This is a genomic window from Crossiella sp. SN42, assembly GCF_023897065.1.
Taxonomy (GTDB): domain Bacteria; phylum Actinomycetota; class Actinomycetes; order Mycobacteriales; family Pseudonocardiaceae; genus Crossiella.
Map to the genome: position 1 here is coordinate 17,162 of NZ_JAMHIV010000015.1, position 11,902 is coordinate 29,063.

General features: G+C 72.8%; 12 protein-coding genes. 9 read left to right on the forward strand and 3 right to left on the reverse strand.

The window, feature by feature from the left end:
• Positions 1-8 precede the first annotated feature (8 nt).
• The 3 genes from M8C13_RS19005 to M8C13_RS19015 are packed head-to-tail and all read left to right on the forward strand — an operon-like array spanning position 9 to position 2,835.
• Positions 9-1,373, forward strand: a complete 1,365-nt coding sequence (locus M8C13_RS19005) for a DUF6519 domain-containing protein (RefSeq protein WP_252481971.1) — start codon at positions 9-11, stop codon at positions 1,371-1,373.
• A gap of 10 nt (positions 1,374-1,383) precedes the next feature.
• Positions 1,384-2,604 carry a hypothetical protein gene (locus M8C13_RS19010; RefSeq protein ID WP_252481972.1) on the forward strand — a complete coding sequence of 407 codons (1,221 nt, stop codon included), beginning with the start codon at positions 1,384-1,386 and terminating at the stop codon, positions 2,602-2,604.
• A gap of 51 nt (positions 2,605-2,655) precedes the next feature.
• Positions 2,656-2,835: a hypothetical protein gene (locus tag M8C13_RS19015; RefSeq protein WP_252481973.1), complete on the forward strand. Its 180-nt coding sequence runs from the start codon at positions 2,656-2,658 to the stop codon at positions 2,833-2,835.
• A gap of 16 nt (positions 2,836-2,851) precedes the next feature.
• Here M8C13_RS19015 and M8C13_RS19020 read toward each other — a convergent pair whose 3' ends face one another.
• The 3 genes from M8C13_RS19020 to M8C13_RS44560 are packed head-to-tail and all read right to left on the reverse strand — an operon-like array spanning position 2,852 to position 4,334.
• Positions 2,852-3,046 (reverse strand): hypothetical protein, encoded by a 195-nt coding sequence (locus M8C13_RS19020; RefSeq protein ID WP_252481974.1) that lies wholly within the window; start codon positions 3,044-3,046, stop codon positions 2,852-2,854.
• Positions 3,043-3,531 (reverse strand): hypothetical protein, encoded by a 489-nt coding sequence (locus M8C13_RS19025; protein WP_252481975.1) that lies wholly within the window; start codon positions 3,529-3,531, stop codon positions 3,043-3,045. The genes M8C13_RS19020 and M8C13_RS19025 overlap by 4 nt, the downstream gene beginning before the upstream one ends.
• On the reverse strand, positions 3,528-4,334 hold the full coding sequence (locus M8C13_RS44560) for a CAP domain-containing protein (RefSeq protein ID WP_308202819.1): 807 nt from the start codon (positions 4,332-4,334) through the stop codon (positions 3,528-3,530). Before M8C13_RS44560 ends, M8C13_RS19025 begins: the two co-directional genes overlap by 4 nt.
• A 78-nt stretch (positions 4,335-4,412) precedes the next feature.
• Here M8C13_RS44560 and M8C13_RS19040 point away from each other — a divergent pair, with 78 nt between their 5' ends.
• From M8C13_RS19040 to M8C13_RS19065, 6 genes are all read left to right on the forward strand, one after another.
• Complete coding sequence (locus M8C13_RS19040) at positions 4,413-4,700, forward strand: acylphosphatase (RefSeq protein WP_252481976.1); 288 nt, start codon at positions 4,413-4,415, stop codon at positions 4,698-4,700.
• Between the two features lie 41 nt (positions 4,701-4,741).
• A complete protein-coding gene (locus M8C13_RS19045; RefSeq protein WP_252481977.1) occupies positions 4,742-5,176 on the forward strand; it encodes a hypothetical protein in 435 nt (144 codons plus the stop codon).
• A gap of 98 nt (positions 5,177-5,274) precedes the next feature.
• The gene (gene smc, locus M8C13_RS19050) at positions 5,275-8,940 is read left to right on the forward strand and encodes a chromosome segregation protein SMC (protein ID WP_252481978.1); all 3,666 of its coding nucleotides are present in this window, start codon (positions 5,275-5,277) and stop codon (positions 8,938-8,940) included.
• Between the two features lie 54 nt (positions 8,941-8,994).
• Positions 8,995-9,693 carry a hypothetical protein gene (locus M8C13_RS19055; RefSeq protein WP_252481979.1) on the forward strand — a complete coding sequence of 233 codons (699 nt, stop codon included), beginning with the start codon at positions 8,995-8,997 and terminating at the stop codon, positions 9,691-9,693.
• Positions 9,694-9,741: 48 nt separating this feature from the next.
• On the forward strand, positions 9,742-11,298 hold the full coding sequence (locus M8C13_RS19060; protein ID WP_252481980.1) for an NAD(P)/FAD-dependent oxidoreductase: 1,557 nt from the start codon (positions 9,742-9,744) through the stop codon (positions 11,296-11,298).
• A gap of 163 nt (positions 11,299-11,461) precedes the next feature.
• Positions 11,462-11,875, forward strand: a complete 414-nt coding sequence (locus tag M8C13_RS19065; RefSeq protein ID WP_252481981.1) for a hypothetical protein — start codon at positions 11,462-11,464, stop codon at positions 11,873-11,875.
• Positions 11,876-11,902 lie beyond the last annotated feature (27 nt).

The following is an 11,902-nucleotide window of genomic DNA, read 5'->3' on the forward strand; positions in this document are numbered from 1 at the left end:
CAACGAACATGCACGGCGACTTCTCCCGGCTGACCTTCCGGCCGGACAAGCGGTTCTCCGCGGTGCTCGCCCAGCAGGGCCGGGTGCAGCTCGACGCCGAGGCCAACGAGCAGGTGCTGATCAGCCAGCACCGGCACCGCACCGCGATCAGCGACCTCATCGGGCGTCGCGGCGGTCCACGGGACGCCAACGGCTTCCGGATCGCGTTTGTGCCCAAGGGCAAGGAACCCGCGGACCTGAAGATCCACGGCGGCCGCTACTACGTGGACGGCATCCTGGTCGAGGCCACCCGCCCACCCCGCGGCGTGCCGGTCCCCGACGAACCGGAAACCGATCCCGCGCCCCCACCGGCCGCCGAGTGGACCTACTGGGACCAGCCGGACGCCCACCGCGACCGGGAACGGCAGGACGAGGCGCACCACCTGCCGGACCTGCCGTTCCTGGCCTACCTGCTGGTCACCGAGCACCTGGTGACCGCGATCCAGGACCCGGAGATCAGGGAGACCGCGCTCGGCCCGGCCCTGCCGGACACCACCGCGCGCACCAAGGTCAGCTGGCAGGTGCTGCCGCTGACCGCCAAGGACGGCCTCCAGATCCCGGACCGCCCCACCCCGGAGAGCCTGACCGCCGCCTTCGACAGCTGGGTCGACCGCGGCCGCGCCACCGCCCGCCTGGCCGCCCGCGCCGAACGCCCGGCCCGCACCGAGGACGACCCCTGCCTGTCCGCCCCCGACGCCCGCTTCCGCGGCCTGGAGAACCAGCTGTACCGGGTCGAGATCCACCTCGGCGGCAAGCAGCCCACCTTCAAGTGGTCGCGGGAGAACGGCTCGGTCACCCTCCCAGTGTCCACAGTGGACAAAACCTGGGTGACCCTGGCCGAGGGCGCGCGGGACCGGAAGCTGGGCCTGTCCATCGGCGACTGGGTCGAGCTCGCCGACGACGCCTCGGTGGCCCGCGGCGAGGCCGGCCCGCTGGCCCAGGTCCGCGACCTCGACACCGAGGCGCTGCGGGTCGAGCTGTCCAGGGAGCCCGGCACCGGCGTGGGCCGACCGGGCAGGCACGCCTTCCTGCGCCGCTGGGACCAGCGCGGCGACGCGATCCGGATCGAGGAGGGCAGGTGGCTGGACCTGGAGGACGGCGTCCAGGTGTGGTTCGCCACGGGCGGGAGGTACCGCGGCGGCGACTACTGGCTGATCCCGGCCCGCACCCTCAGCGGCGAGGTCGAGTGGCCGCGCGACGAGCGCGGTGCGCCGCTGCTCCAGGACCCGCACGGCATCCGGCGCCACTACGCCCCGCTGGCCTGGATCCCGGCCGGGAACCAGCTCACCGACCTGCGCCTGACCTTCCCACCGCTGGCCCAACACGCGTCCTAGTCTCGGTGGCATGACCGCCGAGCTGACCGTGCCCGAAGCGATCGCGCTGCTCCAGCAGCACGGCCGCACCGACTACAGCGTCTGGTCCGACCGCAACGGCCTGCCGCTGCGCCGGATCGACACCGGCTGGCAGGTCACCGACACCGGCCACGACTGGCTCATCTACCGCACCGAAGGGGGCGAACGGGTCACCCCGTACCGCTGCTACACCAGCGAGTCGCAGGTGTGCGCCGAACTGCTGGCCGGCGTGCTCGGCGCACCCCCGCCACCCCCGCGCCCCGGCGCCGAGGCCGCCTTCGACACCCTGCTGACCCGCTGGCGGCACACCCCGTGGCGGCTGTGCCCGGCCACCCGCGCCCAGCTCAGGGACGCGCTGGCCCGGCTCGGCGTGCCCGGCAGCGCGTACTCGCTGCACGGCGGCGCCTTCGAGGGCAGGCTGTGCCTGGAGGAGCGAACCGAGGGCTGGCGCGTGCACCGCGTCCGCTCCGGCAGGACCGAACCCCTCACCCCCTGGACCACCGAGCCCGCGGCCTGCGCCGAGTTCTGGCGCCGCCTGGTCGAGGAGGACCTGCCCACCCTGCTCGGCGCGGACCCCGCCGCACCGCCCGCCCGCCCCGAACCCGTGGCCGCCCCCGACGACCTGACCATCCCCGAGGCCCTGGCCATCGCCCAGCGCGCCGGGTGGCGCCAACCTCTCGGCCTGCTCGCCCCCAGCCACGGCATCGACGATCCGCTGCCGGGCGACGACGTGGCCAACCTGCACGAGCTGCCCGACGGCCACTGGGAGCTCCGCTACACCGAACGCGGCCACGCCCGCGTCCAGGCCAGCTACGTGCGGGAAGGCGACGCCGCCGCCGACCTGGTCGCACCGCGCTTCACGGTCCCCGGCATCGCCTCCCCCGACCGCCACGCCGACCGCTTCGCCCCCACCCGCTACGAACAACTCCTGCACCACTGGCGCCAACACCCCTGGCGCGCCACTCCGTCCTCGATCCACGACCTGGCCATCGCCTTGCGCGACTTCGGCTTCCCGTACGACAGCTACCGGCTCGCGGGCGGCCGGGCCGGCGACGGGCTGCGGCTGGCGGAGCGGCTGGACTCGTGGCGGGTGTACCGGGTGCGCGACGGCGAGGTGCTGGGGGAGACCCGGCACGCCACGGTGGGACAGGCCTGCGCGGAGTTCTGGCGCCGCGCGGTCGACGAGCTGCTCCCGGAGTTGTTCACCCGGTAGTGCTACGCCACGGCGTGGTGTGCCCGCGTGGCAAGCACTACGAATGTAGGTATGGAGCACATCCCCGACCAGGGTGAGGCCGTCCAGGTCTCGCCGTTCGCGAGGCTGGCGGCCGAAGGGAAGATCGTCCCAGCGGCCAGGGCCGGTCCGATTCCCATGCCGACGATCCCGGGCGGCGACTGTTCCGCCTCCGATGCGCTGATCGCCATGCGTGAGGAGGAACGCTGGTGACCGCACCCATCTCCGGCTAGTCCCGCTTCGCCAGCTCCGCGCGCACGCAGTCCGGGATCCGCCCGGTGTGGTCGATCGGCGTCCACCCCTCCGACCGGATCCACTGCGACCCGCACCCCCGGCAGGCCAGCACCGGCAACCCGTCCAGCTCCGCCCTGGTCTCCGCCCACGCGCACAGTGAGCGGCACGGGTGGATGGCCAGCCCGCTCAACTGCCGGTGGGTGGCCGGGAGGCGCTGGTGGTGGTCGAGGTGGTGCTCGGCACCGTCGACTGGCTGGTGGTCGTGGAGGTCGTGGTGGTGGTCGTCGTGGTCGTGGTGGTGCGCGACGGCTGCTCGATCTGCTTGCTGGTGGTCGGCTGACCGGGGTCGGAGCTGCCGGTGGTGGTGCTGGTGGAGCTGCTGCCCGAGGTGCCCGTGCTGCCGGCCTTCGAGCTGCTGGTGGTGCCGGAGGACGGGGTGGTGGACACCGTCTCGGTGACGGTCACGGTGGTGCCGTTGGAGACCGTCGTGCGCAGCACCACGTTGTCCAGGCGACCGTTGTTCGTGGTCACCGGCGCGGGCTTGCCGGTGGAGCTGAGCGCCGCGATCCCGGCGAAGGCGGTGGCGGTGGCCAGCGCGACCGCGGCCAGCGCGGCGCCGCGCGGCACGTCGGAGCGGCGCGGGCCGGGCTCGGCAGGAGGGGTGTCCATGCTCATCGGCCGAACACCTGCACCCAGTGCGGCCCTCTGGCCTCATGGCCGACGCCGATCGCGACGAACGAACAGTTCAGGATGTTCGCCCGGTGACCTGATGAACCCATCCACGACTCCATGACCTTCTCGGCGGTGCGTTGCCCCTTCGCGATGTTCTCACCGCCTGGCGCTGGGTAACCAGCCGATCGCGCACGGTCAACGAAGGACGTGCCCTCCGGTGCGGTGTGCGAGAAGTAGCCGCGGTTGGCCATATCGGTGGCATGCCGCTGAGCGGCCGTAACCAACCGCTCGTCCACTCGGAGGCTACGGCAGCCCGCCTTGGCCCGCTCCTGGTTCACCAGCTGCACCACCCGCATCGCCGGCGAGGCCGCCGGGTTCTCCGCGGGCGGCGGGGTGGTCGGCGGCGGCTTGGCCACCGTGGTGGTGGGCGCTGGCGGCGGGCTGCTCGGCCCGATGGTCGGCGGCGGCTGCTCGGTGCTGCTCGACGAGGGCGGCGCCTCGGAGCTGCTGACCGGCTGCTCGCTGCTGGTGATGGAGGTGGGCGCGGTGCTGCTGGCCGAGGTGGTGGTCGCGCTGGTGGGGGCGGCCAGCTCACCGTTGCCGTTCCACTGCGGGAGCGCGCCATCGCGGGTCTGGCCGGTCACCTGCTCGCGGGCGGCCTCGGCACTGGCGATGAGGTCCATCCCGGTCAGCGCCTGGAAGGCGGTGGGCGCCAGCAGGGTCAGGCCGCAGGCGCCACCGGCGCCGACCATCATCGCGACGAGACCGAGCACCCCAGGGTTGCGTTCCTTGCGCCGGGTGGTCACGGCCAGGAAACGTACCACTATCGAGTTAACCCGGTTGGTCCTGCGTAGCCGATTTGTCTTGTCCGGCAGGATGAAGCGGTGTCGAACGAGGCAGAAGTGGTGCGTCTCACCGCCTGGGTGCACGGCCGGGTGCAGGGGGTCGGTTTCCGCTGGTCTACCAGGGCAAAAGCGTTGGAGCTCGGGCTGGTTGGCTGGGCCCGCAACGCCAGGGACGGCCGGGTGGAAGTGGTCGCGGAAGGAACCCGCCAGCTCTGCGGAGAACTACTGCGCTACCTCCAGTCAGGTGATACCCCAGGTCAAGTGACCACCGTGGTGGAGCAATGGGCAGGCGCTAAGGGTGGTCTGACCGGCTTTGCCGAGCGTTGAGCGAATCCCTCTCGCACGAAAGATCAAGTAAGGTCAAGCCCATGGCGGGTAGGCCCAGCTTCACCGGTGTCGCAGGTTCAGTCGCGCGCGCAGTCGACGAGATCGGCGACCTCCAAGTCCTGCTCCTCCTGGAACAACTCTTCGCGGGCACCAGCGACCAGGTCGAACTGCGCCGTGGCCTGGGCATGAAGGCAGAGGACTTCGACCCGCTGCTGGCCTACACCGTCGAGCACGGCTTCGTCCGCCGCCGCCCCCGCCCGGAAAGCGGCGCCATCGTCTGGGAGTACGTCGCCACCGAGAAGGCCGAACCCCTCCGCGAGGTCCTCTCCGCCCTGGACCGCTGCGGCCTGGCCTGGCCCGCCCTCGGCGACGTCCGGCTGCCCCGGGCCGCCCGCCGCGGCGGGGCACGGGCCAAGCCGGACGGGCCGGAGGACGAGGTCAGCCGGGTCGTGCCGTTCCCCCGACCGATTCGATAGACCCCGGCACACCAGCCCGGCTCCGACGCTCGAACGGCTGACGTGGGTACCCTTCCCCGGATACCCCCACCGGTGAGCGCGGGAAGGAGCGGGCGCACGTGCACCTCAAGAGCCTGACGCTGAAGGGCTTCAAGTCCTTCGCCTCGGCCACCACGCTGCGCTTCGAGCCGGGCATCACCTGCGTCGTCGGCCCGAACGGCTCCGGCAAGTCCAACGTGCTGGACGCGCTGGCCTGGGTGATGGGCGAGCAGGGGGCGAAAGCCCTGCGGGGCGGCAAGATGGAGGACGTCATCTTCGCCGGGACCTCCGGGCGGCCGCCGCTCGGGCGGGCCGAGGTGACCCTGACCATCGACAACTCCGACGGCGCGCTGCCCATCGAGTACACCGAGGTCAGCATCACCCGCCGGATGTTCCGCGAGGGTTCCAGCGAGTACGAGATCAACGGCAGCCAGTGCCGCCTGCTGGACATCCAGGAACTGCTCTCCGACTCCGGTATCGGGCGGGAGATGCACGTCATCGTCGGGCAGGGCATGCTCGGCCAGATCCTGCAGTCGCGGCCCGAGGAGCGCAGGGCGTTCATCGAGGAAGCCGCGGGTGTGCTCAAGCACCGCAAGCGCAAAGAGAAGGCCATTCGCAAGCTGGACGCGATGCAGGCCAACCTCACCCGGCTCACCGACCTCACCGCCGAGCTGCGCCGCCAGCTCAAGCCGCTGGGCAAGCAGGCCGAGATCGCGCGCAAGGCACAGACCGTGCAGGCCGACCTGCGGGACGCGCGGCTACGACTGCTCGCCGACGAGCTGGTCACCCAGCGCACCGACCTCGCCAGGGAAGAGGCCGACGAGGCCACCGCGCGGCGCAGGCGGGCCGAGGTCGAGCAGATGTTGCAGCTCGCCCAGTCCGAGCAGAGCGAGCTGGAGGAGCGCCTCGCGATCGAGGCGCCGATGCTGGCCAACGCGCAGGAGACCTGGTACCGGCTCTCCGCGCTGGAAGAACGGCTGCGCGGCACGGTCCGGCTGGCCGCCGAACGCGCCCGGCACCTGTCCGCGCCGGTGGAGGCCAGCCGCGGCGGCCGCGACCCCGACGACCTGGAACGCGAGGCCGAGGAGGTCGCGCTCCAGGAGGCCGAGCTCCAGGAAGCGGCCGAGATGGCCGCCGAGGCGCTGACCGTCGCGCAGGCCACCCGCGCGGAGTTCGAGCAGGCGCTGAAGAACGCCGAGCGCGCGCACCTGGCCGCGATCCGGGCCATCGCCGACCGGCGGGAGGGCCTGGCCAGGCTGGCCGGGCAGGTCGAGGCGCTGCGCAGCAAGACCGGCGCCACCGCCGAGGAGATCGAGCGGCTCTCCGTCGCGCTGGCCGAGTCGCGGGAACGCGCCGAGCTGGCCCAGGTCGAGCTGGAGGAGGCCAAGGCCGCCAGCGGGATCGAGGAGGACGACGACACCGGTATCGGCGAGCGCCAGCAGGCCACCCAGGCCGCGCACAAGCAGGCCCGCGCCAGGGTCGAGGAACTGGTCGCCGCCGAGCGCAAGGCCGAACGCGAGATCGCCTCCTGGAAAGCCAGGGTCGACGCGCTTTCCCTTGGCCTGACCCGCAAGGACGGCGCGGGCGCGCTGCTGGCCGCCGGGTCCCGGCTGCCGGGGCTGCTCGGCTCGGTGGCCGCGCTGATGACCGTGGAACCCGGCGCCGAGGTGGCCATGGCCGCCGCGCTCGGCCCGGTCGCCGACGCGGTCGCGCTCGCCGGCACCAGCGACGCCCTCGCCGCGCTGGAGCTGCTCAAGACCTCCGACTCCGGCCGGGCCGGACTGCTGGTCGGCGCCAACCAGGTGATGCCGGACCGGGCGGGCTGGCCGCAGCTGCCGCCCGGCGCGCGCTGGGCGGTCGACCTGGTGCACGTGCCGCAGCAGCTGCGTCCCGCGCTGTTCCGGGCGCTGGACCGGATGGCCGTGGTGGACGACCTGCCCGCGGCCGGCGCGCTGGTCAGGGCGCATCCCGAGGTCCGCGCGGTGACCACCGAGGGCGATGTGCTCGGCGCGGACTGGGCGGTCGGCGGCTCCGGCCGCAGCCAGAGCGTGATCGAGGTGCAGGCCGCGGTGGACGAGGCCCGCGAGCAGCTCGCCGAGGCCGAACGCAGGCTGGAGGCCACCGGGGCCGCGCTGGAAGGTGCCCGCGCCGAGGAGAAGGCCCGCCGCGAGGAGGTCAGCCTCGCCCAGGAGGCGGTCAACGACGCCCGCGTGCAGCGCGCCCGCAGCTCCGAGCGGCTGGCCAGGCTCGGCCAGGCGGCCCGCTCCGCGCTCGCCGAGGCCGAGCGGCTGGAAGGCCAGCGGGCCAAGGTCGAGCACTCCCGCGAGGAGAACCTGACCCGGCTCACCGAGCTGGAAGAACGGCTGCTGGAGGTCGAGGGCGAGCAGGAGACCGACGACGAGCCGGACACCAGCGCCCGCGACGAGATCGCGTCCAACCTGGCTGCCGCGCGGCAGGAGGAGATGGAGGCGCGGCTGGTCCAGCGCACCACCGAGGAACGCGCCCGCGCGCTGCTCGGCCGGGCCGACTCGCTGCGCCGCGCCGCCCGCGCCGAACGTGAGGCCAGGGAACGCGCCGAACGGGCCCGCGCCGCCCGCGGCCGGGGCGCCACCGTGGCCAACGCGGTGGTCTCGGCAGGCGAGACCGCGCTGGCCCGGATCGCGCACTCGCTGGCCCGCGCCGCCGCCGAACGCGACGCCGCGCAGGTGCGCAAGGCCGAGCACGAGGGCCTGCTGGGCAAGGTGCGCAACCGGGTGCGCGAGCTGGGCACCGAGCTGGAGAAGCTGACCGACGCGGTGCACCGGGACGAGGTGCTGCGCGCCGAGCAGCGGCTGCGCATCGAGCAGCTGGAAACCAAGATCGCCGACGACTTCGGCATCGGCCTGGACGACCTGGTCACCGAGTACGGCCCGATGGCCTTCATCCCGCCCAGCGCGCTGGAGGTCGCCGAGTACGAGGCGGCCAAGGAGCGCGGCGAGGAGGTCACCGCGCCGCAGCCGATGCCGTATGACCGGCCGACCCAGGAGCGCAGGGCCAAGCGGGCCGAACGCGACCTCGCCCTGCTCGGCAAGGTCAACCCCCTCGCGCTGGAGGAGTTCGCCGCGCTGGAGGAGCGCTACAAGTTCCTCTCCACCCAGCTGGAAGACCTCAAGGCCGCCCGCCGCGACCTGTTCAACACGATCAAAGAGGTCGACGAGCGGATCCTGGCCCTCTTCGCCGACGCCTACGAGGACGTGGCGCGGGAGTTCGTGCAGGTCTTCCAGACGCTGTTCCCCGGCGGCGAGGGCAGGCTGCTGCTCACCGACCCGGAGGACCTGCTCACCACCGGCGTCGAGGTCGAGGCCCGCCCGCCCGGCAAGAAGGTCAAGCGGCTGTCCCTGCTCTCCGGCGGGGAGAAGTCGCTGACCGCGGTGGCCATGCTGGTCGCGATCTTCCGCGCCCGGCCCTCGCCGTTCTACATCATGGACGAGGTCGAGGCCGCGCTGGACGACACCAACCTGCGCAGGCTGATCACGCTGTTCAGTCAGCTGCGGGAGAAGTCCCAGCTGATCGTGATCACCCACCAGAAGCCGACCATGGAGATCGCGGACGCGCTCTACGGGGTCAGCATGCGCGGCGACGGCATCAGCCAGGTGATCTCGCAGCGGATGCGCGGGGTGGACACCGCCGCGCCCGCCGCCGAGCAGCCCCCGGCGAAAATCACTCCGGAAAACGAAGCCACGGCGGAACCGGCGCCCGCTCCCTGACCCTCTAAGGTCACGCGCATCAGGAACCGCACCCACTCGGGGGAGAGCACTCTCGTGAACCAGCCCTACGGCCAGCAGCCCTACCAGCAGGGGCAACAGCCCTTCCCCGGCCAGCAGCAGCCCTTCCCCGGGCAACAGCCGTTCCCGGGCCAGCCGACCGGGCCGCAGCCCATGCCCGGCCAGCCGTTCCCCGGTCAGGCCCCCGGCCAGCCGTACCAGGGACCGCAGAGCGGCGGTTTCCCGGCGCAGCAGCCCCCGCCCGGCGCCTACCCCGGTGGACCCGGCGGCCCTGGCGGCTACCCCGGTGGTCCCGGTGGCTACCCGGGTGGTCCGGGCGCGCCCGGCATGCAGCCGCAGTTGCCGCCGCCCCCGCCCGGTCAGGGCCGCCTGCTGCTGGACACCTCGTTCTTCCCGCTGGCGTTCATCCTCAACTGGTTCAAGCCCACGCTGATCATCAACGGCAGGCCGGGCCCGATCGAGTGGGGCCAGACCCCGATCGACCTGCCGCCCGGCCAGTACCACGTGAAGGTGTTCTTCCGTTACATCTTCATGGACGCCGGACCGGCCGAGGCGATGATCCCGATCGGCGAGGGCCAGACCGTGCCGGTGTTCTACAAGGCCCCGGCGATCATGTTCGTGGACGGCGCGATCGGCCCGGTGCCGCAGCCCATCCGCGGCATCGGCGCGATGATCGGGATCATGGCCGCCATCTTCCTGCTGGCCTTCCTGATGCCGCTGCTGATCCTGCTCTGATCCATCGCCGCTACCGCGGAGCCCGCCCGCTCGGCCACGATCGCTGTCATGAACGGACACAGCGATGTGATCGTGGTCGGCGGCGGGCACAACGGACTCATCGCGGCCGTGCTGCTGGCCAGGACCGGCCGGTCGGTGCGGCTGCTGGAACGGGCCGGGCACCTCGGCGGCGCGTCCGTCGGCAACCGGGTCTTCGCCGGTCAGCCCGCCCGGTTGTCCCAGTACTCCTACCTGGTCAGCCTGCTGCCGGACGCCCTGGCCGCGGAGCTGCGGCTGCCGCTGGAACTGCGGTCCCGCGCGGTGTCCTCCTACACCCCGGTGCGCCGCGGCGGCCGGGACCTGGGCCTGCTGGTCGAACGCGCGCCCGGCCCGGCCACCGAGGCCTCCTTCGCCGAGGTCACCGGCTCCGCCGCGGCCTGGACGGCCTGGCAGCGCTTCTACCGCCGGGTGGACGCCTTCGCCGCCGCGGTCGGCCCCGCCTTGGACGGCCCGCTGCGCAGGCGGCGCGAGGTGCGGGACCGGGTGACCGCGCTGGCCGGCGCGCGGACCTGGGACGACCTGGTGGAACGGCCGCTGTCGGAGGTGCTGGCGCGGGAGTTCGACGACGACCTGGTGCGCGGGGTGGTCGCCACCGACGGCCTGATCGGCATCGACACCTCGCTGCGCGACCCCGGCCTGGCGCAGAACCGCTGCTTCCTCTACCACGTGGCGGGCAACGGTTCGGGGGAGTGGCGGGTGCCGGTCGGCGGCATGGGCGCGCTGGCCGACGCGCTCACCCTGGCGGCGCGACAGGCCGGGGTGGAGATCCACCTGGGCAGCGTGGCGGAGTCGGTGCGGGAGCACGAGGACCGGGTCGAGGTGTCCACTGTGGACGGCGCGACCTACACCGCCGGGCACGTGCTGGCCGCGGTCGCGCCCTCGGTGCTGGAGCGGCTGCTCGGCCGTCCCGCGACCGATCCCGAGGGCAGCCAGCTCAAGGTGAACCTGTTGCTGCGCAGGCTGCCCCGGCTGCGCAGCGGCGCCGACCCGCGCCAGGCCTTCGCCGGCACGCTGCACCTGGGCGAGTCCTACACCGAACTGGAGGCCGCGCACGCCCTTGTCGCGCAAGGGAAACTGCCCGACCCGCTGCCCTGCGAGGTCTACTGCCACTCGTTGACCGACCCGTCCATCCTGGGTCCGCTGGCCGCCGAGGGCTACCACACGCTGACCCTGTTCGGCCTGCACGCGCCGGCCCGCCTCTTCCGCGCGGGCGCCACCCGCGAGCAGGCCACCGCCGCCGCGCTGGCCGCCCTGCAAGCCTGCCTGGCCGAACCCCTGGCCGACGTGCTCGCCCTGGACGCCGAGGGCAGGCCCTGCGTGCAGGCATCCACCCCGCTGGACCTGGAGGCCGACCTGGGCATGCCCGGCGGGCACATCTTCCACGGCGACCTGAGCTGGCCCTGGCTGGAGGACGACGAACCGGCCGACACGCCTGCGCAGCGTTGGGGGGTGGCGGTGCCGGGACAGCGCCGGGTGCTGCTGGCCGGAGCGGGCAGCCGCCGCGGCGGCGGGGTCAGCGGGCTCGGTGGTCAGGCCGCCGCGCGTGCGGTTGCCGAGAGCGGCTGAGTTCCGCGTCTGCGGCACTAAGCCGGACGGCCCTTTTTCCTGGTGGCGGACATCACCGATCTCAAGGCGATAACGCATTGGCCTGCGATTTGTGCCTTAGGTGACAACATGTCACCATTGCGCGTCGCCCATCTGGGCGAACCTCAACAAGGAGACACTGGGGATGACTAACCCACAGCCCGACGCGCCTCAGGGCCAGCCCGTTCCGCCTGCCGCCGAGCAGGCGCCGGCGCCGAAGAAGAAGAGCGTTCTGCCCAAGGTGCTCGGCATCGTGCTGGTGGTCCTGGTCGCGGGTGGTTTCGCGATCTACCGCTACATGAACTCCGCCAGCAGCGCCCAGGTCGGCGACTGCCTTTCCGGCCAGCTCACCTCGCAGGAGAGCAACAAGCAGCTGAACAAGGTCGACTGCGGCTCCGCCGAGGCGACCCTGAAGGTGCTCGGCCGCGTGCCCGACGTCAAGGACCCCGACGTCAAGGAAGAGCTCTGCGCCCCGTGGCCGGACTTCGAGGGCTACTACTGGGAGGGCAAGCGCGGCGGCAGCGGCGCGGTCCTCTGCGTGCAGCAGATCAAGAAGTAACGGCTTCAGCCAAGCGAATGGCGCCGG

Bases quoted from the DNA above. Each gene is read 5' to 3' on its own strand.
- M8C13_RS19005 (WP_252481971.1), top strand. From the start codon at position 9: ATGCACGGCGACTTCTCCCGGCTGACCTTCCGGCCGGACAAGCGGTTC.
- M8C13_RS19015 (WP_252481973.1), top strand. From the start codon at position 2,656: ATGGAGCACATCCCCGACCAGGGTGAGGCCGTCCAGGTCTCGCCGTTC.
- M8C13_RS19045 (WP_252481977.1), top strand. From the start codon at position 4,742: ATGGCGGGTAGGCCCAGCTTCACCGGTGTCGCAGGTTCAGTCGCGCGC.
- M8C13_RS19010 (WP_252481972.1), top strand. From the start codon at position 1,384: ATGACCGCCGAGCTGACCGTGCCCGAAGCGATCGCGCTGCTCCAGCAG.
- M8C13_RS19065 (WP_252481981.1), top strand. From the start codon at position 11,462: ATGACTAACCCACAGCCCGACGCGCCTCAGGGCCAGCCCGTTCCGCCT.
- M8C13_RS19060 (WP_252481980.1), top strand. From the start codon at position 9,742: ATGAACGGACACAGCGATGTGATCGTGGTCGGCGGCGGGCACAACGGA.
- M8C13_RS19025 (WP_252481975.1), bottom strand. From the start codon at position 3,531: ATGAGCATGGACACCCCTCCTGCCGAGCCCGGCCCGCGCCGCTCCGAC.